Annotated in this window: 22 protein-coding genes; 9 read left to right on the top strand and 13 right to left on the bottom strand. The window is 59.7% G+C overall.

The genetic code is table 11. The features are described from left to right. Positions 1 to 106 precede the first annotated feature (106 nt). Entirely contained in the window at positions 107 to 1,501 is a 1,395-nt protein-coding gene (locus ALO80_RS13390; RefSeq protein WP_055009344.1) for an MFS transporter, read from the top strand. 9 nt (positions 1,502 to 1,510) lie between these two features. After that, positions 1,511 to 2,074 carry a single-stranded DNA-binding protein gene (locus ALO80_RS13395; protein WP_054987274.1) on the top strand — a complete coding sequence of 188 codons (564 nt, stop codon included), beginning with the start codon at positions 1,511 to 1,513 and terminating at the stop codon, positions 2,072 to 2,074. A gap of 127 nt (positions 2,075 to 2,201) precedes the next feature. Here ALO80_RS13395 and ALO80_RS13400 read toward each other — a convergent pair whose 3' ends face one another. From ALO80_RS13400 to ALO80_RS13430, 7 genes are read right to left on the bottom strand one after another with little or no spacing between them, the layout of a single operon-like run. After that, entirely contained in the window at positions 2,202 to 3,314 is a 1,113-nt protein-coding gene (locus tag ALO80_RS13400) for an endo-1,4-beta-xylanase (RefSeq protein ID WP_055009345.1), read from the bottom strand. Further along, positions 3,314 to 4,057 (bottom strand): inositol monophosphatase family protein, encoded by a 744-nt coding sequence (locus ALO80_RS13405; RefSeq protein WP_054987276.1) that lies wholly within the window; start codon positions 4,055 to 4,057, stop codon positions 3,314 to 3,316. The genes ALO80_RS13400 and ALO80_RS13405 overlap by 1 nt, the downstream gene beginning before the upstream one ends. After that, complete coding sequence (locus tag ALO80_RS13410) at positions 4,054 to 4,815, bottom strand: glycerophosphoryl diester phosphodiesterase (RefSeq protein WP_055009346.1); 762 nt, start codon at positions 4,813 to 4,815, stop codon at positions 4,054 to 4,056. Before ALO80_RS13410 ends, ALO80_RS13405 begins: the two co-directional genes overlap by 4 nt. A 6-nt stretch (positions 4,816 to 4,821) precedes the next feature. Continuing rightward, positions 4,822 to 5,928 carry an ABC transporter ATP-binding protein gene (locus ALO80_RS13415; RefSeq protein WP_055009347.1) on the bottom strand — a complete coding sequence of 369 codons (1,107 nt, stop codon included), beginning with the start codon at positions 5,926 to 5,928 and terminating at the stop codon, positions 4,822 to 4,824. Then, complete coding sequence (locus ALO80_RS13420; protein WP_055009348.1) at positions 5,925 to 6,818, bottom strand: ABC transporter permease subunit; 894 nt, start codon at positions 6,816 to 6,818, stop codon at positions 5,925 to 5,927. The genes ALO80_RS13415 and ALO80_RS13420 overlap by 4 nt, the downstream gene beginning before the upstream one ends. Further along, on the bottom strand, positions 6,815 to 7,708 hold the full coding sequence (locus ALO80_RS13425) for a carbohydrate ABC transporter permease (protein WP_055009349.1): 894 nt from the start codon (positions 7,706 to 7,708) through the stop codon (positions 6,815 to 6,817). The genes ALO80_RS13420 and ALO80_RS13425 overlap by 4 nt, the downstream gene beginning before the upstream one ends. Beyond that, the gene (locus ALO80_RS13430; RefSeq protein ID WP_055009350.1) at positions 7,705 to 9,021 is read right to left on the bottom strand and encodes an extracellular solute-binding protein; all 1,317 of its coding nucleotides are present in this window, start codon (positions 9,019 to 9,021) and stop codon (positions 7,705 to 7,707) included. Before ALO80_RS13430 ends, ALO80_RS13425 begins: the two co-directional genes overlap by 4 nt. Before the next feature lie 165 nt (positions 9,022 to 9,186). Between ALO80_RS13430 and ALO80_RS13435 the strand changes: the two genes are divergently transcribed. The 3 genes from ALO80_RS13435 (at position 9,187) to ALO80_RS13445 (ending at position 11,867) form a co-directional block, all read left to right on the top strand. Further along, positions 9,187 to 10,317 (top strand): ROK family transcriptional regulator, encoded by a 1,131-nt coding sequence (locus ALO80_RS13435; protein ID WP_055009351.1) that lies wholly within the window; start codon positions 9,187 to 9,189, stop codon positions 10,315 to 10,317. 121 nt (positions 10,318 to 10,438) lie between these two features. Continuing rightward, positions 10,439 to 10,816 carry a nuclear transport factor 2 family protein gene (locus tag ALO80_RS13440; RefSeq protein ID WP_055009352.1) on the top strand — a complete coding sequence of 126 codons (378 nt, stop codon included), beginning with the start codon at positions 10,439 to 10,441 and terminating at the stop codon, positions 10,814 to 10,816. Between the two features lie 343 nt (positions 10,817 to 11,159). After that, positions 11,160 to 11,867 (top strand): helix-turn-helix transcriptional regulator, encoded by a 708-nt coding sequence (locus ALO80_RS13445; RefSeq protein ID WP_055009353.1) that lies wholly within the window; start codon positions 11,160 to 11,162, stop codon positions 11,865 to 11,867. Positions 11,868 to 12,062: 195 nt separating this feature from the next. Here ALO80_RS13445 and ALO80_RS13450 read toward each other — a convergent pair whose 3' ends face one another. The 5 genes from ALO80_RS13450 to ALO80_RS13470 form a co-directional block, all read right to left on the bottom strand. Next, complete coding sequence (locus ALO80_RS13450) at positions 12,063 to 12,302, bottom strand: hypothetical protein (RefSeq protein ID WP_054987284.1); 240 nt, start codon at positions 12,300 to 12,302, stop codon at positions 12,063 to 12,065. 178 nt (positions 12,303 to 12,480) lie between these two features. Further along, on the bottom strand, positions 12,481 to 14,787 hold the full coding sequence (locus ALO80_RS13455; RefSeq protein WP_055009354.1) for a TonB-dependent receptor: 2,307 nt from the start codon (positions 14,785 to 14,787) through the stop codon (positions 12,481 to 12,483). 73 nt (positions 14,788 to 14,860) lie between these two features. After that, a complete protein-coding gene (locus ALO80_RS13460) occupies positions 14,861 to 15,265 on the bottom strand; it encodes an ExbD/TolR family protein (protein WP_055009355.1) in 405 nt (134 codons plus the stop codon). 1 nt (position 15,266) lies between these two features. Beyond that, positions 15,267 to 15,959 carry a MotA/TolQ/ExbB proton channel family protein gene (locus tag ALO80_RS13465; protein WP_055009356.1) on the bottom strand — a complete coding sequence of 231 codons (693 nt, stop codon included), beginning with the start codon at positions 15,957 to 15,959 and terminating at the stop codon, positions 15,267 to 15,269. A gap of 10 nt (positions 15,960 to 15,969) precedes the next feature. Beyond that, positions 15,970 to 16,764, bottom strand: a complete 795-nt coding sequence (locus ALO80_RS13470) for an energy transducer TonB (RefSeq protein WP_055009357.1) — start codon at positions 16,762 to 16,764, stop codon at positions 15,970 to 15,972. Between the two features lie 319 nt (positions 16,765 to 17,083). On the opposite strand from ALO80_RS13470, the gene ALO80_RS13475 reads away from it, so the two are divergent. Then, on the top strand, positions 17,084 to 17,932 hold the full coding sequence (locus tag ALO80_RS13475) for an ureidoglycolate lyase (RefSeq protein ID WP_055009358.1): 849 nt from the start codon (positions 17,084 to 17,086) through the stop codon (positions 17,930 to 17,932). A 48-nt stretch (positions 17,933 to 17,980) separates the two neighbouring features. On the opposite strand, the gene ALO80_RS13480 is transcribed toward ALO80_RS13475, so the two are convergent. Beyond that, on the bottom strand, positions 17,981 to 18,799 hold the full coding sequence (locus tag ALO80_RS13480) for an alpha/beta fold hydrolase (protein ID WP_055009359.1): 819 nt from the start codon (positions 18,797 to 18,799) through the stop codon (positions 17,981 to 17,983). A gap of 277 nt (positions 18,800 to 19,076) precedes the next feature. Between ALO80_RS13480 and ALO80_RS13485 the strand changes: the two genes are divergently transcribed. The 3 genes from ALO80_RS13485 (at position 19,077) to ALO80_RS13495 (ending at position 23,340) form a co-directional block, all read left to right on the top strand. Next, a complete protein-coding gene (locus ALO80_RS13485) occupies positions 19,077 to 21,380 on the top strand; it encodes a mechanosensitive ion channel family protein (protein ID WP_055009360.1) in 2,304 nt (767 codons plus the stop codon). A gap of 153 nt (positions 21,381 to 21,533) precedes the next feature. Then, on the top strand, positions 21,534 to 22,418 hold the full coding sequence (locus tag ALO80_RS13490; protein ID WP_083493261.1) for a sugar nucleotide-binding protein: 885 nt from the start codon (positions 21,534 to 21,536) through the stop codon (positions 22,416 to 22,418). After that, on the top strand, positions 22,411 to 23,340 hold the full coding sequence (locus ALO80_RS13495) for an NAD-dependent epimerase/dehydratase family protein (protein WP_055009362.1): 930 nt from the start codon (positions 22,411 to 22,413) through the stop codon (positions 23,338 to 23,340). The genes ALO80_RS13490 and ALO80_RS13495 overlap by 8 nt, the downstream gene beginning before the upstream one ends. The last annotated feature ends 123 nt before the right edge of the window (positions 23,341 to 23,463 follow it).

A 23,463-nucleotide genomic window follows, 5' to 3' on the forward strand; every position in this document is an offset into this window, starting at 1 on the left:
AACGACGGAGTATAAGGCTCCGAGCCATTACGCGGCAAAGCGTCGCGTATGTGCTGTACAACGATGGGACTGGTAGAATCGCCGCCGGTTCACACGAGGTTATTCCATGCACGATACCCACAGCGAGCGTATGAGTAGCGGCGAGACCCGCGCAGCAGGCGGTCTGGCCCTGGTGTTCGCGTTCCGCATGCTTGGCATGTTCATGGTTTTGCCGGTTCTGGCAACCTACGGCATGGATCTGGCGGGCGCGAGTCCTGCACTGATCGGTCTGGCGATTGGCGCTTACGGCCTCACTCAGGCTGTGTTGCAGATTCCGTTCGGGATCATTTCCGACCGTATCGGACGGCGACCGGTCATTTATCTCGGCCTGATCGTTTTTGCGATCGGCAGCGTGGTGGCAGCAAACGCCGATTCGATCTGGGGGATCATTGCCGGGCGCATCCTGCAGGGCGCTGGCGCGATTTCCGCTGCGGTCATGGCCTTGCTGTCTGACCTGACCCGCGAGCAGCACCGCACCAAGGCCATGGCCATGATCGGCATGACCATCGGTCTGTCGTTCGCTATCGCGATGGTGGTCGGCCCCGTGATCACCGGCGTGTTCGGTCTTTCAGGGTTGTTCCTGGCCACCGGCGGCATGGCCTTGCTGGGTATTCTCATCGTCGCGTTTGTGGTGCCCAAGGCCAATGGCCCGTTGATGCACCGCGAATCCGGCGTTGCCAAACAGGCGTTGGGGGCTACCTTGCGTCATCCAGACCTGCTGCGCCTGGATTTGGGTATCTTCGTGTTGCACGCCATGCTCATGTCCAGCTTTGTAGCCTTGCCGCTGGCGCTGGTCGAAAAAGCCGGTTTGCCCAAGGAAGAGCACTGGTGGGTCTACCTGACCGCCTTGCTGGTTTCCTTCTTCGCGATGATCCCGTTCATCATCTATGGCGAGAAGAAACGTCAAATGAAGCGCGTTCTGCTGGGCGCCGTCACAGTTTTGATGCTGGCTGAGCTATTCTTCTGGGCCTACGGGGACACGTTGCGGGCACTGGTCATCGGGACAGTGGTATTCTTCACGGCGTTCAACCTGCTGGAAGCGTCCTTGCCGTCGCTGATCAGCAAGGTTTCACCGGCTGGCGGAAAAGGCACGGCGATGGGAGTTTATTCCACCAGCCAGTTTCTTGGATCGGCCGCAGGTGGGATACTGGGCGGCTGGTTGTTCCAGCATGGTGGGCTCGATGTGGTGTTCCTTGGTGGTGCAGCCATGGCCGCCGTCTGGCTCGCCTTCGCAGTGACCATGCGCGAACCGCCTTACGTGACCAGCCTACGTCTGCCGTTGTCGCCGCAGGCGCAGCGTGAAGCAGGCCTGGCAGAGCGTTTGATGTCCGTAGCAGGCGTGACAGATGCAGTGGTGGTTGCTGAAGAGGCGGCCATCTACATAAAACTCGACACAAAATTATTGGATCGTGCCTCTCTCGAAAAGCTGGTCAATCCAGCGTCAGAAGCGTGCGAAGCCTAGGAGAACGTTATGGCCCGTGGGGTTAACAAAGTCATATTGGTCGGTACATGCGGCCAGGATCCCGAAGTTCGCTACTTGCCTAACGGTAACGCCGTGACCAACCTGAGTCTGGCAACCAGCGAACAATGGACTGACAAGCAGACCGGTCAGAAAGTCGAAAAGACCGAGTGGCACCGTGTATCGATGTTCGGCAAGGTCGCCGAGATCGCCGGCGAATACCTGCGCAAGGGTTCGCAGGTCTACATCGAAGGCAAACTGCAGACCCGCGAGTGGGAAAAAGACGGCATCAAGCGCTACACCACTGAAATCGTCGTCGACATGCAGGGCACCATGCAACTGCTGGGCGGCCGTCCTCAGGGCGACTCCCAACAAGGTCAGGGCGGCGGCAACTACAACCAGTCCGCACCTCGTCCACAGCAGTCGCGTCCACAGCAATCGGCACCGCAGCAGTCTGCACCTCAGCAGAACTACAACCAGCAGCCGCCACAACGCGACTCGCGCCCGGCACCGCAACAACAAGCGCCGCAGCCAGCTGCTGATTTCGACAGCTTTGATGATGATATTCCGTTCTAGGATCGCTGAAACCTGCTGTTCAGGTCCAGAACCGGAGCCCCCGTTTATCGGGGGCTTCTTGGTTTTCAGGGATCAGAAAGCGCGGAACCGCTCTGGCTGTAATGCTGCCGTGAAAGCCGCTGGGCACCTAAAACCGCGCATCCTTCTGCATTTGCGCGTTTTCGAAACAATGCGCGATCACCCAGCTTGTTGGCTTCACTTCACCTCGCGGGCCAAACGCCAATGCCCGTTGTGCCAACGGCCCGTTGCTGGTCGTGGCTCCGGCAATATGCGGGCTGTCCCACACACCCCAGGTGATAACTGTCGACACCGAGCGCGTAGCAAGGATCAGGTCCAGATAGCGCTTATAGGTTTGCGCAACCGTCCCATCGCGTTCTGTGATGGACCCCGTCAAGTGGTTGTCGTCGACGTCGAGTTCCGTGATGTGGATCGACAACCCAATATCACGCACTTCAAGAATAAAGCGAGACAGGTCCGGACTAAATGTGTCGCCTGCACGCAGGTGGGACTGAATACCCAGACCGTGTATCGGAATGCCCCGCTGCTTGAGACCACGCAGCAGGGCGAGCACGGCGGTGCGTCGGCTTTCGCTGTAATGGGTATCCTTTTCCAGGCCGTAATCGTTATAGCAGAGCAGGGCGTCCGGGTCGGCCTTGTGCGCAGCGTTGAAGGCTATGTCCAGATAGCGAGGCCCGAGCATCTGATACCAGAATGAATTGCGCAGCCCGCCAGGCTGGCCGTCCTCCAGCTGGATGGCTTCGTTGACGACGTCCCATGCACTGATGAGGCCACGATAATGGCTGGCGACGGTACTGATGTGCGCCGTCAGCACCGCTTCGGCGTTCGTCGGGGTAACGGTGTGGTGAACCCAGTCGGGTAACGAACGATGCCAGCAGAAGGTGTGCCCGCGCATATGCTGGTCATGCGCTTTCGCAAACGCTGCGATTGCGTCAGCGGGCGCGAAGTTATAACGCTCTGGTTCGGGGTGGACGGTCTGCCACTTCAAGGCGTTTTCTGGCACTACGATGCTGGCCTGATGGGCGACCAGTTCCCGGTAGGCCGCGTCGTCATTCAGCTTCGCCGGGTCAACCGCAAAGCCGAACCGTATGCCTCTCTCGGCTGCAGGCTGGCGCAACGCGGTAAAAGTTTCTGCAGCCAGCAATCTGCTGTCCACAAAGGGCAGACATGCCATCAGGCGGGCAAACGCAGTCAGAAAACTGCGTCGACTAGTCCGACGCATTACGCACCAAAAATCCCCATCAACTCCTCACGCCCCACCATCACTGTCATCGACCCTTGTTTCTGGTCGCCCTCAATCGTGCACAGCAACCCAGCCTCGCGACAAATCACAGCCCCTGCTGCGATGTCCCACAGGCTGGTGAATTTCTCCATGTAGCCGTCCGTCTGCCCCAAAGCGGCGAACGCCAGGCCGATGGTGGCGCAGCGATAACCGGCAAGGCCCCAGCCCTGTCGGCGCAGGCTCAGGTGCAGTTTGCCCATCTCTTCGGCGTCCCAGCGGGTGTTTTCGCCTACGCCGGCAATACGCAAGTGCTCTGGTGGCTGAGGGCGGACAAAGGGGACGCCGTTACGCAGCAAGCCATCGCCCGTGCGGGCGGCCAGGGTGTAGCCCAGTGCCGGGTAGGCGACGACGCCGATTTCGGGCTCGCCTGCCGACATGTACGCCACAGCGATTCCCCACAATGGGGTGCCGCGCAGGTAGTTGCCAGTGCCGTCAATGGGATCGATAACCCAGCCATCGGTGATGAATTCGCCGCCCATTTCTTCGCCGAGGATTGTATCGTCGGGGAAGTGTTTGCCCAATTCGGCACGAAGCAGTTGTTCCACCTCGAAGTCGGCGCGGGAAACGAGGTCTTGCGCGCTTTTGGTGGTGATGTCGAGGGTGTGGCGGTCGTTGAAGTAGGCCATGGCCAGGCCAGTGGCTTTTTCTACGGCTTGCATGGCGACGCTGAGTCTTTTGTTCATTGCAGACAGCCTCCGTTGGGCAGGTTCAACAAGTCCGGGTAATCACTGAGAATCGACTGTGCGCCATGTTCCAGCAGGTAGCGCGCACGTTTTGGGCTGTTGATGGTAGCCACGGCGAATTCGACGCCGCTGCTTTTCAGGCGGACAAGGTGATGGTCATCGAGCATGTCGTCAAGTACGTGAAGTATTCGACAGTCATATTCGGCCAGCAGCGCGACCGGGTCGGCAGGGGCCACCACCGAGGCGATGGCCAAGGGCACGTCAGCCCATAACCGGCGTGCGGCCTTTAGGGAGCGTACTGAAAAACTGGATACGAACAGTTGATCATTGCCGGTGGGCCACAGGTTTTTGAGGATCGGCATCACCACCTCAGCCGTTTCGATATCGTCGCCAATGGTCGGCTTGAGTTCGACCTGCAAGCCAAGGTTGAGGCGCAGCGCGCAAGCCACGATCTCTTCAAAGGTGGGGATCTGCAAGCCTGCGAATTCAGGGGCGAACCAGCTGCCTGCGTCCAGTTTGCGGATGGCCTCAAGTTCGTGAAGCACGACCGCGCCGCGCCCGTTGGTAGTTCGGTCCAGCAAGTCGTCATGAATCACGACAGGCTGGCCATCACGGGTCAGTTTCACGTCGATCTCGACCCACTCGGCGCCGCACTCGGCAGCTTTCTCCAGGGCCAGCAGGGTGTTTTCCGGCACGTAAGCCTTGGCACCACGATGGGCAATCAGGGACGAACGGACGAGGGGGGCGGATTTGGGCATGGCGGGTCACTTGGCGGTTTGGGAGAAGGAAACGAGCTGGCGTTGGCCACTCTCGATATCGAACAGCAGTGGCGCGGGGCTGATGGCGAGTCGAACCTGGGTGCAGGGCATCAGATGTTGCCGCTCGGCGAGGCTGACGACACAGCGTGTTCCAGCGAGTTGGCAATACAGCAGGCTGTGGCTGCCCAGATTCTCCGAAGACTCCACCGTGGCGATGACGCCTGTCTGGTCGAGTGCGAAGGTTTCGGGGCGCAGGCCCATCAGCCATTTGCCTGTGCAGTTGCTGGCAACGCCGAGTCTGACGGGCAGGCGTTGCCCGTCCGCGAGCATCAAAACGTTGTCGTCCAGACAATGCACAGGCAGCAGGTTCATGGGCGGGGTGCCAATGAAGCCAGCGACGAAAATGCTCGCGGGTTGATCGTAGATGTCAGTGGGCGTGCCGATTTGTTCGACATGGCCTTTGTTGAGGATCACCACGCGCTCGGCGAGGGTCATGGCCTCGGTCTGATCGTGGGTAACGTACAGAATCGTTGCACCGGTCTGCTGGTGCAGGCGGCGAATCAACAAACGCATTTCATGGCGCAGCGCGCTGTCCAGGTTGCACAGCGGCTCATCGAACAGCAGGACTGGCGGTTTGCGGATCAGCGCACGACCGATGGCAACGCGCTGGCGCTGACCGCCGGAAAGCTCGCCGGGCTTGCGTTGCAACAGAGCCTCAAGACCCAGCGAGCCGGCACATTCGCGAATACGCTGCTCACGCTCCTTGCGTGAGATACGCGCCAGCTTGAGGGCGTAACCGATGTTGTCGGCCACGCTCATGTGCGGATAAAGCGCGTAGTTCTGAAACACCATGGCGCAGCCACGTTCCTTGGGCGGCAGACGCGTTACATCACGGCCACCCATCAGGATTTGCCCCTGGCTGACGTCCTCCAGCCCGGCGACCATGCGCAGCAGCGTGGACTTGCCACACCCGGACGGGCCGAGGATGACGTTAAGCTCGCCCGCTTTGAAAACCAGATCGAGCCCGTGAAGGATTTGTTCTGTGCCGTAGGTTTTGTGCAGGCCCTTGAGGACAATATCCGGTGCGCAGGCAATAGGGGTGAGCGCGGTCATTTACCGACTCCGATCAGGCCTTTGACAAACCATCGCTGCATGAGCGCAATGACGAGTATGGGGGGCAGCATGCTGACCACCGCGGCGGCCATCAGCAGGTTCCATTCGGGGACCTGAGTCGCATCGGTCGGTAGAAAGCTGGCAACGCCCAGCACCAGCGTGCGCATGTCCTCGCGATTGGTTGCGACCAGTGGCCACAGGTAGTCTTTCCACGCACCGATGAACACCAGCGTACCGAGCGCCGCGAAGTTGGTCTTCGACAGTGGCAGCAGAATGTCGATGAAAAACCGCCAGGGTCCGGCACCGTCCATTCGTGCCGCCTCGACCAGTTCGGCGGGCAGCGTCTGATAGAACTGCCGGAACAGAAAGGTGCCGGTGGCCGAGGCAATCAGTGGCAGGGCGAGCCCGGTATAGCTGTCGAGCAGGTTGATGGTCGGCACCGGCAGCGACTGGATACCCAGCCATTGCAAAAGTGTCCGTAGCGGTCCGAGAAGGTCGCTGGCCACCGCATACGTAGGGATGATGCGCACTTCCAGCGGCAGCAGTAGCGCGCCCAGCACGGCGAAAAAAATCACCGAGGTGTAACGGCTGCGAAAGTACACCACGGCAAATGCCGTCAGCGCCGAAAGCGTCAGCTTGCCGATCACCACCAGCATGGCGACCAGCAGGCTGTTGCCCAGCAGACGCAGCAGATCGAGACGCCGGGTAACGTGTTGCAGATTCTCCAGCAACTGGTCGCCGGGCATGACCGCAAGGCCGTGGGCGAACAGCTGTGGGTTACTGACTGTCGCCGAGCAGACTGCAACGTACAGCGGCCCGAGCGCGAACACCAGCCCCAGCGTCAGCAGCAAATAAGCACCTGTGTCGAGCAGCCGATGACGCTCGATCATGCTTTTACCCCGCGTCGCTGGAAGCGGGCCAGGAGTTTGAATTGGGCAATGCTCAGCGCCACGACTGCCAGCAACATGAGTACTGACAGCGTCGACGATCCGGCCAGATCCAGCCCCATGAAACCGTCTGTATAGATCTTGTAGGCCAGCACGTTGGTGGTATCGCCTGGTCCGCCGTGGGTGAGCGTATCGACCAGTCCGAAACTGTTCGACAGGCTTTCCAGCAGGTCGATGACAAACACGAAGAGCAAATAGGGCGCGATCAGTGGCAGCTGTATGTCGAGCATCCGTCGCAAGGGGCCAGCCCCGTCCAGTGCTGCGGCCGCGAGGTAGTCGTCCGGTACGGACTTCAAGCTGGCAACCAGCATCACAAAGTTGAACGGGACCAGGCACCACGCATACGCCACAATCAGCAGCAGCATGCTTTGTAGCGGGCTGGCGTAGGGTGCCCAGGTGCCGGGCGCTATCTCGTTGAGCCAGGCGAAAATACCCATCACCGGATTGGCCAGCACATGAAAGACGATACCGATGGTGGCGCCCGATACCGCGTAAGGCCAGATCAGCAGGTTGCGAAACACGGCATTGCCGCGCAGTTTCAATTCAAGGCACAGCGCAAGCACCAGCGCGATGAGGATCGAAAGTACAACGCTCGACAGACTGAACAGCAGCGTCGAGCCCAGTGCGGCGAGCACACCGGGGTCTTCCAGTACCCGCCAGTAATTGCTCAGTCCGACAAAGATTTCATGACCGCCGAACGGCGGGACCAGATGAAACGACCACCAGATCGCCTGCACAGCGGGCCAATAAAAGAACAGCCCCAGCGCCAGTAATTGGGGCAGGGCAAACAGTAGCGCCAGACGCGGCTGCGGGAAATGTGCACGAGGTTTCATGGCGTTGCCTCGCTTGCCCCATTGCTGGCCTGGGTCTGGTGCATCTGCTGAAACAGGCTGAGCAATTCGTTGGCGCGCAGCGTTGTCTGGCGCAGGGCGTGTTCAACGCTTTGGCGACCTGTGAGCGCGTTCTCCATTTCCTGCGACCAGATCAGCCGCATCAGCGTGATAAAGCCGCAGCGCAAAGGCGCAGAGGGCCGACCATCAATGTCGCTGAGTGCAGCAAGTCCGACCGTCACTGCCGATGGCTCCCTTGCTGTGGACTGCAGCCGTGCTGCAGCGTCCTGCGTGACCGGTAGATAGCCCGTCCGGGCACTGAATACCAACTGGTTCTCGGCTTGCAGCACGAACGCCAGGAATTCCGAGACCAGCCGGTACTCCCTAACAGAGTGGCCACGCATTACCCACAGCGAAGACCCGCCGGGGGCATTGGCGCGTCGCTGGGTGGTGGCGTAGATCGGCACCGGTGTGACATCGATATCGGATTTGAGCGTGCTGTGTACGATATTCCAGGCACCTGTGGAATCCAGCAGCATGGCGCAGTCATCCGTGGCGAAAGCCAGCGCCTGCTGGCCGCTGCGGGTCGAATCCTCATGAACCACCAGACCTTCGCCAGCCCATTGCGTCAGGTCGTTCATCAGGCGCAGGTGGGCACCTTTGTCGAACTGATAGCGTTCGTTGCCTGCAGCGCGAGTAGCGACCTCGGTGCCTTGCGCTGCACTGGTCTGTTCCAGCCAGATCCAGGGTGCAAACTCGGTGACGGCAGGGCACGTGTGGCCGTTTCTCTTCAAGGCCCGCAAGGCCGTGGCAAATGCTTCCCACGTGGCGGGTGGCTCGCTGATACCTGCTGCGGCGAGTGCATTTCGGTGCGTATAGAGCACGGCTGTGGAGGCTGCAAAAGGCTGAGCTGCGAGAACGCCTTGCTCATCGGAGTAGTAGCGGCGCAAGGCCGGCAGAAAGGTGTCGTCGTAATAGGCTCTTTGGTGATGGGCCATGACCGCCTCGACAGGTCGCGTGGCACCGCCCAGCAGCATGTCCGGTGTGGCAACGTCGTAAATCTCGACCAGTGCCGGGCCTATGCCTGCGCGGTAAGCGGCTACGGTTTTCTGCAGCGTCTGTTCATAACTGCCTTGGCGAATACAGTGCAGGCGATCCTCATCCTCGCGCTGAGCGTTGAAGCTTCTGCACAAATCCGCGATGGCACTTCCGGCCGCGCCGCCGTGGCTGTACCAGAACTCGGCGGGTGCGGCGAAGACCTGAGCTGCGAGCGGCAGCAGCGCAAGCACCGATAGCGTCTTACTGATGAAAGGCATGAGGGCATCCACAGGAACTCAGTGCCATTTAATACAGCTTGTGTGTAGTATTTGTGACCTGTGCGACGTTTATTAAATTTTCATGATGGAAGTGTGCAATAGGTGGTGGGCGATACACTGCTTCATACGCCCACTGTTTCAATCCCCTTCTGATTTGTAGATTCCATGCCTCTCGACCTCGACACGCCGCTTCATTCGCAACAACCGTTGAGCCTCAATGAACGCAAATTGCTGGATATCCTTCGCCGTCGCGGCGCAATCACCCGCGCCACGGTTTCGACCGAGATGGACTTGGCTCAGCAGTCGGTACACCGCCTGATTGAAGAATTGATCAGTCGTGGTCTGCTGCGCAGCGGCGAGCGCGTGAAGAACGGTAGGGGGCAACCGAGTCCACGTATCGAACTGGTCAATGAAGCGGTGTATGCCATCGGCGTATCGATCAATACCGACTCGGCAGTCGTCTGCATCGCCGATCTGGGCTGCAATGTGCTGGAACAAGTCACTCTGCGTACGCCGCCGTTGAGCCGTAACAGCACGCTGGCCTCGCTGGAGAGAACCATCGAACGCATCCTTCAGCGCAACGGCATCGAAGCGGAGCGGGTGGTTGGCGTGGGTTTCGCGATTGCCGGGTTTTTTCTCGATAATCGCCAGGTCAATGCTCCGGAACCGCTGCGCGACTGGTCATTGATGGACCTGCAACCGGTACTCGAAGAGCGCTTCGGCATGCCGGTCTGGCTGGAAAACAACGCCACCACTGCCGCCATCGGTGAAAGCCTGGTGGGCGTGGGGGCATGGGCCGGCAATTTCATTTACCTGTCGTTCAACTTCGGTTTCGGCGCAGGCGTGGTGATCAACGGCAAACCGTATTTCGGCAGTCACGGCAACGCCGGCGAGATCACGCTCTACAACGACGAAGAATCGATAAACCGACCGGCCTTGCGTTACCTGCTCGATGAATTGCATCAGCGTGGCGTGCAGGTCGATTCAATCGAAGACCTGCGCCTGCGCTTCGACCCTGACTGGCCCGGTGTGGATACCTGGCTGACTCGGGTCAAGCCAACGCTGGACCGTTTGATCAACGCCTTGGCGGGACTGTTCGATCCGCAGGCTGTGGTGTTCGGCGGGCAGTTGCCACCAGAACTGGGCAGGCGGCTGATTGCAGAGACGACTTTCTGGGGCACGCATCGCTATAACTCGCCACCGCCTCGGCCACAGTTACTGTTGAGCGAGACGAATGGGGATGCGGCGGCTCTCGGGGCGGCGCTGGTGCCGTTGAAAGAGCGGTTTTTTGTTTGATTTTGTTGTGTCTTTTGCGTGTGCATTACTAAGCCTGGGGCACGTCAGCTGCGCACGATGCTGACAGAATCTGTCACGAGTGCGCGATACAGTCGGTTTCCCATTCAACAGGAAACCAATCATGAACGATACCAATGGCGGCGCTCTGGCTATTGCACGCGCTTACATCAATGCAATCGCCAACAAAGACGTCGAGACGATCCTCTCAATGTCGGCCGAAGATGTTGTATGTGTTTCACCCATCGGGCAGACCAACGGAATTGAGCAATTTCGTGCGTTTCACGACGGTTTTGCCCGCATGCTCACGAATTTGACTGTTCTCGCGGTCTATGGCGACGACGTGCAGGCCGTAGTGGTCTATGACGCGGAAACCCGTCCCGTTCCGCACTCTGTTATTGCCGAACTCATCAAGGTCAAGGACGGTCGGCTCGTCTGCACCCATGTGATCTACGACGCCTCGCCATTTGCCAGCTACATGGCAACGGTTCAGCCTCACTGAAAAATCTGCGGCAGCGGTGTTCCAGACCATCATCAACCCTGCTGATACTGCTCGCTACTGTGGTGCCTTGACTGAAGCGTCTGCGACGCCACTGCGTATCCGTCAGTTATCCGCTGACCGGCGTCGTTGTGAGGTAGCTGCTTTGGAAGCCACGATAGCGGGCAGTTGCAGCGCGTAGGCAATGATCCGGCATCCTTGACGCCGTTGCTCATGCGGCTAAAGATGGAAAAATCCGATTGCCGATCGCATTGACCGTTTCACTGCCCGACGCAATTCGTTTGATCGCCGAGACTGAAACCGGCCTCAGGATAAAAGGTGAAGGCCTTGTTGCTATGGACCGAACATGTCACGCAGCCATCGATTGAATGAACTTATGCAGGTACTCCGCCGCCACCGAGGGGTGGTGTCCGGTCTGGAGCTTGCGCGTGAAACCGGCGTTTCTCTACGTACTGTCTATCGTGATGTCGCGACGCTTCAAGAGATGGGAGCTGACATTGAGGGCGAAGCCGGGGTGGGTTATATCCTGCGGCCAGGTTTTCTCTTGCCGCCGATGTCTTTCACCGAAGAAGAAATTCATGCGCTTGCGGCAGGTGCCCAGTGGGTCATTCGTCAGACGGACGAGGGGCTTGCACGTGCCGCGCAGAACGCATTGGCCAAGATCGGGGGCGTGCTTCCAGCCGAGATGCAAAAGGCATTGGACGATGATGGGGTTTATATTGGTCATCAAAAGAAGGATGTTGCTGAACTTGATCTGCGCCTTGTCCGCCAGGCAATGCGTGAACAACGCAAGATGCGCATTTTGTATACCGATCAGGCAGGTGTCCTATCGGAACGAACGATTTGGCCAATCATGTTAGGATTTGTAGAATCTCGGCGTTTTATTGCCGGATGGTGTGAACTCCGCGAGGACTTTCGTTTATTCCGTATTGACCGCATCATCAAGACAGAAACCTTAAGTGATTGTTACTCGCGCAACCGTCGCGGACTCGTCAAGCAATGGCGAAGCCAGAGGGCGCTTGCCCGCTTGGCATCGGAGAAGAAAAACGCTTGATCCGGGCCCCGGCATTGCCTCGAATCCTCACCCGCTAGAATGCTGCAAGACCTCCTGCGAAGTCGTAGTTGTTTACAGCATGAGCGTCCGGCCACTCAGTCGTGCGCGGCTAAGCGGGTTGATACCTGTTATGTGGCAGCAGCTCCCCGGTTCCGCGCCCGCTGCGTAGGCAACCTGCCGCCGTCTCGAGAAAACCTACCTCCTCAGCGCTACAGCCTCTGCCACAAGGCACTCCAGCGCAAACTGCTCTGTGTACGTCATCTGAATCGGCGTGGTCTCGCCCTTGACGGTCCTTTCGCCCTCGAGGATGTAGCGAATGCGTTTGTCAGTGACTCCGATACGCTTGGCGATCCATGAGGGCGTCTGGCCGATGCGCGAGATCAGCTTGTCGGCGTATTCGGTGGAAGGGTTATAGAGTTCTGCGTTGGGTGTCATGGGGTGTCCGGAGGGAGGTCAGGCGCTATAGATGCGGGGAAGTATGCAGCACGGTGGGGGATTCGTCGCTGTGGCGGTGAGCAATAGACGTTCACTGGGCAGCGGTTGAGAGATTTTCTTGATGAGCAAGCGCCTGATTGGCGAGTGAGGCGATCCTTCGCCCTTCAGCCAGCAGCGATCAGAGTTTCACCCCTAGCGTCACAAACGCACTGCGCGGTGTGCCCACCTGAAGAACCTGCAAATTGCCTGCCGGGTCGCTGGCTGCGCTGGCGTCGGTGTTGAGGGTGGAGATGTAGCGCTTGTCGAACAGGTTGACCATGTTCAGTGACAAGGTGGTGTCTTTGATGGCACCGAGTTTGCCGAAGTCATAGCCCAGGTTGGCGTTCGCCAGCCAATAGCCGCTGACGCTGGAATCGTTGGTGTAGGTGTAATAGCGCTTGCTGATGTAGTTGCCCTGCAGGCCGGCATTCCAATGCTGCCAATTCCAGTCCAGATTGCTCGAATACATCAGTTTCGGAGTATCCACGACGGTTTTGTCTTTCACATGAACGGTGCTGCCGCCGCTGCTGTAGTCATCATCGTAAGTGCTGCGGTTGTAGGACATCGAGTTGGACCAGCGCCAGTGCTCGTCGGGCGTCAGGCCGAATGACAGTTCCAGACCACGGCTGGTGACCGAGCCGACGTTGGCGACCCCGTTCTGACAGATGACGATGCCGGTACAGTTGGTGATGGCCACCAGGCGATTATCGAATCTGGTGTTATAGATTGCCGCCGAGGCCGAATACAGTGGGGTGCTGCGGCGCAGGCCCAGTTCGACGGTTTTCGAGGTCTCGGGTTTCAGGTCCTTGAAGCCGTTTTGCGCATCTACTGCGCTCTGCGTCGTGAAGAACGGGCTGTAGCCGCCACTTGGAAACGCTGCCATGTTTTCCGAGTAAGACGTAAAGACTTCATCGTCCTTGTCGAGTTTGTAGGTCGCGCCTACTTGCGGCAAAAATCTGTCCCGCGCTTCCAGCGAGCCGCTGGCATAACCGCCACCTTTGCCTTCGGCGGTCGAGGTGGTCACCGTGTTTTTCGCTCCGAACTCAAGCTTGAGACGATCATCGAGCAGGGTGTAGGTGTCACGCAGGTAGAACTGCCGGGTCAGGTCGTTGTAACTCTGGTCCAGCACCGTCGCCGCCTGCCTCAGACCGTTGGTTTTGACGATGTGGTTTTGCGGCGTCGCATTGGTGGTATCGAACAGGTAGCGGGCGATGTCGTTCTTGTTCGACTGAATCCAGAACCCGCCCTGAATTTCATGCTGGCCCAGGTAGTAGGTCAGCGAACTCTGGAAACCGGTTCGATCGATGCCATACACCGTGCTGCGAATCGAGTTGCTGGGCACCGTGGTCGAGCCGCTGGTGAAGACGAACGGGTAATACGAGTTGCCCCGGCCCGAGTCATGGTGGTGATAGACGGTCGCGTCCAGAACCAGATCATCGGTCAGCGAGAAGTTGCCGTTGAGGATGTCCAGTTCGTCATCGCGCAGGCTGCTGGCGTTGTAGGTCGCGTCGCCCGCACTGGTCACACCGCCGGTATAGATGCCGTTGGCTGCATTCACCGCACGGGTCCAGTCCGGCGTGTAGTAGCTCCAGTTGTAACCCAGGCGCTGGATGATGCTCTTCGACAGGCTGGGCAGATTGGCTTCATCGTGAGACGAGGTGCTGTGGAAGAAGCTCACGCGGTTGTCGCCGAAGTTGTAATTGACCTTGGCGTTCACCGCATCGGATTTTTGCGGGTTGTCGTGGCCTTTCCAGGCGTCGGCGTCGTACTTTTCTCCCGATACATAAGCGGACAGGCCATTGTATTCGCCTGTGTCGACGCGCATGAAGGTGCGCGAAGTGTCGTAACTGCCCAGGGTCTGTGACAGTCGCGCGCCGAACGCCTTGTCCGGGTTGGAGCTGGTGAACTGAATGGTGCCGCCCAGATCACTGTTCGACGCCGTACCCAGCGAGCCGATGCCGGGAGCCACTTCGCTGGTTGCGATGTTTTCCGCAATGATCGCCCGGGTGATGCTCAGGCCGTTGAAGTTGCCGAAGCTCATGTTGCCGAGCGTGACGCCGTCCAGCGTGTAGCCCAGGTGGTGCATATCAAAACCGCGCAGACTGATGCGCTGGCTGCCTTCTTCACGGCCCAGCGGGTCGCCGGACTGGAAGTTGACCCCCGGCAACCGTTGCAGAACCTTCAGCGGGCTGGTGCCTGCGGAATAAGCGGTCACGTCCTTTTGCGTAACGCGCTGCACCTGACGGGTTTCACCCTGGCCAATCACCGACACTGTGCCCAGTGTCATGGCCGCCGCGTCTTCGCCAGCCGGTGCCGTTACCGGGATTGGCATGTCATCGTCGGCCTGAATGAACGGGCTGACCAGGCACAGTGAATTCAATGAAACCAGCAGCGCGAGGCGCGTTACCGGGAATCGAGAGGCGCGCGGTATCAATCGATTGTTCATGAAAAGGTTTTCCTGGGGGCGTCAGGGGGCCGCGCTTGCGGCGGGTCATGGGGTTAACGACAGGTTTTTTGTGTCAGGGGCTTTCGGTAATCACCGACAGGCGACTGATGCCGGTTTTCTGCACATCGGCCAGCACCTGAGCAACGCGGCCATAGCCTGTGGCCTGATCGGCGCGCAGGCTGACCGCAACGTCCGGGTCTTTGTTGTGCAAGGCTTGCAGCAGGTCCGGCAGGTGTTCCAGCGCGACCGCTTCACTGTCGATGAACACGCCGCCACTGGCGTCGATACTCACAACCACCGGGCTGGCCTGATCCAGTGAGGTGGTGGCGACAGTTTGCGGCAGGTCGAGCGGGATCGCGTTGTTGAGCAGCGGGGCGGTAACGATGAAGGTCACCAGTAGCACCAGCATTACGTCCACCAGGGGCGTAATGTTGATGTCGCTGATTGCGTCGTCATCACTGGACGTGGAGAAGGACATGTCAGCTCACTCCTTTCAGGTTGGGGGCCGTCTTGTCGCGGTTGTCGGGCTGCAGCCGGAAGGCGTTGCGTTGTGAAAGATTGAGGAAGTCCACAGCGAACTCCTCAAGGTCCGCGATCACCAGCTTCAGGCGCCGTCCGAAGAAGTTGTAAGCCAGCACTGCGGGCACCGCGACTGCGATGCCGACGCCGGTCGCCACCAGCGCTTCGCCAATAGGCCCGGCGACCACCGCAATGCTCGCCGACCTGGCCTGGCTGATCGCGCTGAGTGCATGAATGATCCCGAACACTGTGCCGAACAGGCCGATGAAGGGCGCGGTGCTGCCGATCGACGCCAGCAGAATCATGCCGCTTTCCAGGCGACGACGTTCCTTGTGGATCTGCTGGCGCAGGCTGCGCTCCAGCAAGTCCTGGCGGTTCCAGCTGTGGCCCAGGTCCGGCGAGTCGTGAGGCGCTGCGAGCGCCTGCGCGCCGGCATCAGTCAAGCGTGCCAGGCTGCCTTCACTGTGCGGCAGGTGCAGCGCATTTTTCAGATCGCGAGCGGCCCAGAACTGTGCGGCGTAGCGTCGGTTCTGACGCATCAGTCGCCAGTGCTGAAACGACTTGCCGAGTAAAAGCGCCCAGGTCACCAGCGAGAAAATCACCAGCAGGGTCATTGAGGATTGGGTGATGAGTACGGAGTAAGCGGTGTTCATGACGTAAACCTCAGCGTGCGAGTTTGAAAGCCAGGGGCACGTTGACCCAGCCTTCTACCGGGGTGTCGCCACGTTTGGCGGGAATAAAGGTCCATTGCCGGACAGCGGCCTGCGCAGCTTCATCCAGCGCCGGGACGCCGCTGCTTTGCAGCACTTGCACCTGATCGGTACGTCCGTTGGGCAGCACATGGACACGTAGCAGCGTCGTACCTTCCTGATGCCGGCGCGCAGCGGCGGGTGGATAGACCGGAGGCGGATTGTCGAGATAACCGGCCCGGCCTATCGGTGCTGTGGTGGTCTTGGTTGCCGCAGGCGTCTGTGTCGCCACTGGTGCCGGTGTTGGCGGGGCTGCGGAGGGTGTCGGCGCAGCAGGTTTGGCGACCGCTTTTGTCGGTGCGGCTTTGGGCAGTGCCTTGGGTTTGGGCGACTCGGCAGGCTTTGGCTCCGCTGACGCTGCCTTGGGGGCTGGCGGCTGCGGTTCGGGCTGAGCGGCTGGCTCGGAGGGCGTCGGTTGGGCAGTCGGCGGCGAAACCGGTGGCGGTACCCATTGCACGGTGATTGGCAGCGGAGGGGCTGGTTCAGGCACATGCGGCTGATCAACCGTCAGCCACCATGCCAGTGCACCATGCAGCCCGATCGCAAGCGCAATCGCCAACGCGTTTGCCAGCCATGGTCTTGGCGCAGCCTTGCTCTGTTGCTGCACAGCAAGTGCCGACGGGGCAATAGTGCGGTCGTCCACAGCCTGTTCTGGCCATTGACGCAGTTGAAGCGGTGGCGATCGGCGGGACAGTATCAGCGTTGACATGAGTTCAGCTCACCCTTGAAGGAATACGGGCCTGACGCCTTGGCGAAGGGCTCGTTTCAACTGGAGCTGATATTAATACTCTCTGTGTGTATTAATTATGACCGCGGGCATTGATGCGGATTTTCCGGCACCAATGTGGGCGCTGCTTGTCAGCCAGTCGTTCGTAAATTTCATTAGGCAAGGCAGCCGTTGCAGTGCTATCTGTCCAGACCCAACGGGTTCGCCTCTGCCGCGAATACCGATTGCCGCGCGGGTCGAGCGACAGGGCGTCATCCTTTGAATCCGCGGTTTACACCTTGGACAAAAACGGGAGAACTCGATGAAATTGCTTCGTTACGGCGAGAAAGGCCAGGAAAAGCCAGGCCTTCTTGATGCTGACCACCAAATCCGCGACCTGTCCGCGCATGTCGAGGACATCGCTGGCGATGCCTTGAGCCCTGCAGGTCTTGCACGCCTGGCTGCGCTCGATCCCGAGAGCCTGCCTCTGGTTGCGGGTCAGCCGCGTATCGGGGCGCGTGTCGGGCAGGTCGGCAAGTTTATCTGCATAGGCCTGAACTACGCCGACCACGCTGCCGAATCGCGCATGGAAGTGCCGAAGGAGCCCATCCTGTTCAACAAGTGGACCAGCGCAATCTGCGGTCCGAACGACAACGTCGAAATCCCTCGCGGCTCGCTCAAGACTGACTGGGAGGTCGAGCTGGGCGTCGTCATCGGCAAGGGCGGCCGCTACATCGACGAGGCCGTTGCCATGGAGCATGTGGCTGGCTATTGCGTGATCAACGATGTGTCCGAGCGCGAATGGCAGCTTGAGCGCGGTGGAACCTGGGACAAGGGTAAAGGCTTCGATACCTTCGGCCCGCTAGGCCCGTGGCTGGTGACCTGCGATGAGGTCGCCGACCCTCACTCGCTCGACCTGTGGCTGGAGGTTGACGGGCATCGTTATCAGCATGGCAATACGCGAACGCTGATATTCAGCGTTCCGCAATTGATCGCTTACCTCAGCCGTTGCATGAGTCTGCAACCGGGGGATGTCATCTCGACCGGTACGCCGCCGGGTGTGGGGATGGGTGTCAAGCCGGAGCCGGTCTTCCTGCGTGCGGGGCAACGCATGCGTCTGGGGATTACCGGGTTGGGCGAGCAGAATCAGTTGACCGTTGCGGCCGACTGATTCGCTGTGTGCAGGGAGTCGGCAATTGACTCCCTGTCATACCCGGAATCAGCCCTGCACGAAGGTCAGCAGGTCTTTGTTGAGCGTCTCTGCATGGGTCACCGCAAAACCATGCGGCGCGCCTGGATAGACCTTCAGTTCGGCACCCTTGATCAGCTCGGCAGCGCGCTTGCCCGAGGCTTCGAAGGGGACCACTTGATCGCCGTCGCCGTGAATCACCAGGGTTGGCACATCGATTTTTGCCATGTCCGCACGGAAGTCTGTCGCCGAGAATGCCGTAACGCAGTCCAGCGTGCCTTTGAGCGAGGCGAGCAGGGCAATATTCAGGGTCTGGGTCAGTACGCCTTCGGAAACCTTCTGTCCTTTGTTCAGGCCGTAGAAAGGCGTGGCGAAATCACTGATGAACTGGGCACGGTCCTTGAGCAGGCCTTCCTTGATGCCGTCGAACACCGATTTGTCGACGCCTTCCGGATTGTCCTCGGTTTTGAGAAAAAACGGCGTGACCGAGCCCAGCAGGGCCAGTTTGGCAACCCGCTCGCTGCCGTATTTAGCGATGTAGCGCGTCACATCGCCACCGCCCATCGAAAAGCCCACCAGCGTCACGTCGCGCAGGTCAAGGTGCCCGATCAGTTCGGCGATATCGTCAGCAAAGGTGTCGTAGTCATAGCCGGTCCACGGCTGGCTGGAACGGCCGAAGCCGCGGCGGTCAAAAGCGATGGTGCGATAGCCTCGGCTGCTGAGGTATTCCATCTGGTATTCCCACATGTCCGCATCCAGCGGCCAGCCGTGGCTGAACAGTACCGGCTTGCCCGTGCCCCAGTCCTTGTAATAGATCTCGGTGCCATCTTTTGTATTGAACGTGCTCATGCAGATTCCTCTCGATGTCGGGTTGATCGGGCAAGCGTCGCGGCGAACAGGCTGATGCACGCCTTCGGCAGCTCCCGATAATTCCGGCAGCCGGCCCTTTGCATAGTTCAGTCGGGAAGACCGAGTGCACTGCCCTGACGCAATTTTTTGAAACATCGGCTCATCGTATTTCCCTGCTGCAACCGAACTTGCCGGGCATACGGGAATCAGTTCCTTGGGATCAAAGCGCGCTTTGGTCGGTGCATGGTTTTATTTGTCCATTGAAGGAGAGAACTGCGTGGCGTCTCAGCTGAAAATCTTGATCCTTTCGGGTCTGCTGCTATTCGCAGGCAGTTTCAATCTTCAGGCAGCCGATGTACCTGCGTTACCAATGGGCGCTGCGGTGCCGGCCGACGACAAGGCCGCTGAAAAAGCCGACGCCAAAGCCGATAGCAAGGCAGCTGACAAACCTGCAGCGAAAGCAGATGACAAGACGGACGCGAAACCGGCAGACGCCGGTGACCCAACGGCAGCCGAACCGCCCGAGCTTCTGGTACAGGGCGGGTTGCTCGGGGCCATCAGTTCCAGCATCGATGACGTCCAGGAAAAGCTCAACCTCGACGACAACCTGTTCGACGCCTGGCGATTGCGCGCCGACCGTGCGGCCGACGAACTGGAGAAGCTGGTCAACAAGCGCACTACGCGTTCGCCGTGGAGTGTGGTCGGGGACTTTCTCGCGCTGTCCTTTGTCTGGATCGGCTCGTTTGCCGTCCTGACCACGCTGGGCCGTTTTCTCGCCGTACGCTTGTGCCGGACGTCGTTCATGCGGGTGCGCGAGCGCAGTCAGGCGCTGCTCAAGTACGTCTTGCCGTTCACCCTGCCGGCCATCGTCTGCCTGCCGTTGACCCTGTATGTCAGCCACTTCATGCCGTCATCGGTGGGGCGCGCGCTGGCGTTGTGCTTTGCCTATGCGACGAGCAGCGGCATCGTGTCTACCTCGGTGCTGCTCTGTGTAATCGTGATGTTCAACGCCGGCCACAAGCGCGCGGCTGTACGGATGATTCGCCGCTATGCGCCGAGGCCACTGTTCGTGGTCGGCTTTCTGGCGGCGCTCAGTGATGCGCTGACCAGTCCGCAGATCGCCCGTCAGTTGGGCAGTAACGTCACCACCAGCGTTGCGGTGTTCACCGGGCTGTTTGCCTCGGTGGTGTTCTGCATGTTGATCATCAAGGTGCGCCGCCCGGTGGCGCACCTGATTCGCAACCGTTCCCTGAGCAGCCGCCTGCAACGGCCAGCGCTGCAGCAGTCGTTGAAAATATTCTCCAACCTGTGGCACCTGCCGATCCTGTTGATGATTCTGGTCTCGGCGATCAACCTCATAGGGGCCGGTGAAGACAGTCAGCAAGCACTGCGTTGCGCGCTGTTCACCACCATTCTGCTGATTGCCACGGTGTTTCTAAGCACGGTGTTCCAGCACCTGTTCAAACCGACGGAATCCCTGGGGCGCGGCGGGCATGTGTACAAGGCGCGTCTGTTGAGCCTGGTGTACGCGGTGTTGCGCATTGCGCTGGCCATCGGGTTCATCGAGATACTGGGGCGTATCTGGGGTTTCTCGATGTTCGAGTTCGCCCAGCGCAATACGCTGGGGCGTGTGATCAGTGATTCGCTGAGCAGCATCGGCCTGATATTTGTGGTCACCTGGCTGCTGTGGGTAGTGCTCGACACGGCCATTCAGGAAGCCCTCAAACCGCCGGCCAATCATCGCAGTGGCCGCCAGCCGAGTACACGAATCAAGACCATCCTGCCGCTGCTGCGCAACGCGGTGAAAATCATTCTGGTGGTGATCTGCGCGATCACCACCATGGCCAACCTGGGCATCAACGTTGCACCGTTACTGGCGGGTGCCGGGGTTGTCGGTCTGGCCATCGGCTTTGGTTCTCAGCAACTGGTGCAGGACGTGATCACCGGCCTGTTCATCATCATCGAAGACACGTTCTCGGTGGGCGACTGGGTGGTGCTCAGTACCGGCCATTCCGGCTCGGTGGAAAGCCTGACCATCCGTACCGTGCGCCTGCGTGACGGCAAGGGTTTTGTCCACTCGGTGCCGTTCGGGCAGATCAAGGCGGTCACCAATCAGTCGCGGCAATTCGCCTATGCGTTCTTCTCGGTGCAGTTCACCTACGACTCGGATATCGACGATGCGCTGGCGCTGATCCGCGAGACCGGCCAGTCGATCAGCGAAGACATCCTGCTCAAGCACAACCTGCAAGGGCCGCTGGAGGTTTTCGGCGTCGACAGCATGAACCTCAACGGCATGGTACTGACCGCTCAATTCCGCACCTCTTCCGGTGGTCAGTACGCAGTGGGGCGCGCCTTCAACGAGCGCCTGAAACGACTTGTGGATAAAAGTCCGAACGTGCGTTTCGCGCAGACTTATCCACAGATGGTCATGGGGCCGGGCTTCAACAACCCACAGGCCGGCGTCGAAGTGGAAGGGCCGCCAGCGCCAACGGATCCGGCCGCAGCGACACCTTCCGCGCCGGCACCTGCGCCGCTTGGTCTGCCCAAGGGCAACAGCCCGCCAGGGCCCGCAGCGCAGTAATTGACCGGGGAGGATGGGACGCGGTAACGCGTTGTTGCGGCGTCATCCACCCCACAGGCTGCGCAACTGTTGGGGGTTGGCAGGCAACGTGTTATGTTTGCAGGCGTTTTTCAATTGTTCGTTTGATTATCCGATACCGAGCCTGCTGACTCTATGCGAATGCGCCTTATGCTGTTGGGCGGCGGGAATGCCCTCGGGCAGGCGCTGATTCGTCTGGGTGCCGAGGAAGACATTGGTTTCCTCGCACCACGTCCACCGCAAGACGGCTGGGACGTGGCGAGCCTCACGCAACTGCTTGATGACACCCGTCCCGATGCCCTGATAAACCTTGCTTACTACTTCGACTGGTTTCAGGCGGAGACTGTCAGCGCTGCGCGCCTGACCCATCAGGAGCGCTCTGTCGAGCGCCTTGCCGAACTGTGTCAGCACCACAACATCACCCTGGTGCAGCCTTCCAGTTATCGTGTATTCGATGGCTCGCGCGCGACGGCCTACAGCGAAAAAGACGAGCCGGTACCTTTGGGGCTGCGCGGTCAGGCGTTGTGGCGTATCGAGCAAAGCGTACGCGCCACCTGCCCGCAACATGTGCTGGTGCGTTTCGGCTGGCTGCTGGATGACAGCGCCGAAGGCGTGCTGGGTCGCTTTCTTTCGCGCGCCAGAGAACCCGGAGAGCTGCTGCTGGCCGATGATCGACGCGGTAACCCGACCCCGGTCGATGATGCGGCGCGAGTGATTATTTCAATCGTCAAGCAACTCGACTGCGAAGCGCCACTGTGGGGTACATACCACTACGCCGGACACGAGGCGACCACGCCGCTGGCGCTGGGCCAGGCGGTGCTTACCGAAGCACGTCTGCTGCATCCTCTGGCCATCGAGTCGCCCACCGCGCAGGCTCACGCCGCGCGTCCCGATGCAGCCGAAGAACCGCAGCACGCGGTGCTGGCCTGCAAGAAGATTCTCCACACTTTCGGCATCAAGCCTCGCGCCTGGCGGGCCGGCTTGCCAAGCCTGCTGGACCGGTATTATCGACATGTCTGAAGCTCCTGTTCTGATCACCGGAGGTGCGGGTTTCATTGGCTCGCACCTCACCGACGCCTTGCTTGCCAGCGGGCACGGCGTACGTATCCTCGACAACCTCTCGGCGGGCAAACGCAGCAATTTGCCGCTCGATAACCCACGGGTCGAACTGATCGAAGGCGATGTGGCCGATGCCGAGCTGGTCAAGCGCGCTGCGCTGGGTTGCAAGGCTGTGGTGCATCTGGCGGCGGTGGCCTCGGTTCAGGCATCAGTCGATGATCCGGTGCGCACCCACCAAAGCAACTTCATCGGCACGTTGAATGTCTGTGAGGCCATGCGCGAAGCGGGCATCAAACGGGTGATATTCGCTTCCAGCGCGGCGGTGTACGGCAACAACGGCGAAGGCGAAGCGATCACCGAAGACACCCCCAAGGCCCCGCTGACCCCTTATGCTTCGGATAAGCTGGCCAGCGAGTATTACCTGGACTTCTACCGTCGCCAGCATGGGCTGGAACCCGTGATCTTTCGCTTCTTCAACATTTTCGGCCCGCGCCAGGATCCGTCGTCGCCCTATTCGGGCGTGATCAGCATCTTTGCCGAACGCATCCAGAAAGGCCTGCCGATCAGTGTGTTTGGCGATGGCGAGCAGACACGCGATTTCTTCTATGTGGGCGATCTGCTCAAGCTGCTGCTGCAGGCTTTGTCACGCGACAGCGCCATCGAAGGCGCGATCAACGTGGGCTTGAACCAGACCACATCGCTCAACGAACTGCTGGCTGCGCTTTCGCAGGTTGTCGGTAAGCAGCCGGAAGTCAGCTATCAGGCACCACGCTCGGGCGACATCAAACATTCCTGCGCCAGCAACCAACGCCTTCTCGAGCACTTCACCCTCGACGAAGTCACCCCCTTGAAACATGGGCTTGAGTTGCTGATAGGGCGGTGAATTGCGCGCCAAGTGCTTGTCGTTATCCGTGCCTCAATCAGCCCTGAAAAAGGTGCTTATGCACGAGAGCATGGGAGGTTATGACAACTGCGATGAACATATGCGGCCTCGGTTACACTGATG

The sequence above is a fragment of the Pseudomonas caricapapayae genome (assembly GCF_001400735.1).
GTDB classification, from domain to species: domain Bacteria; phylum Pseudomonadota; class Gammaproteobacteria; order Pseudomonadales; family Pseudomonadaceae; genus Aquipseudomonas; species Aquipseudomonas caricapapayae.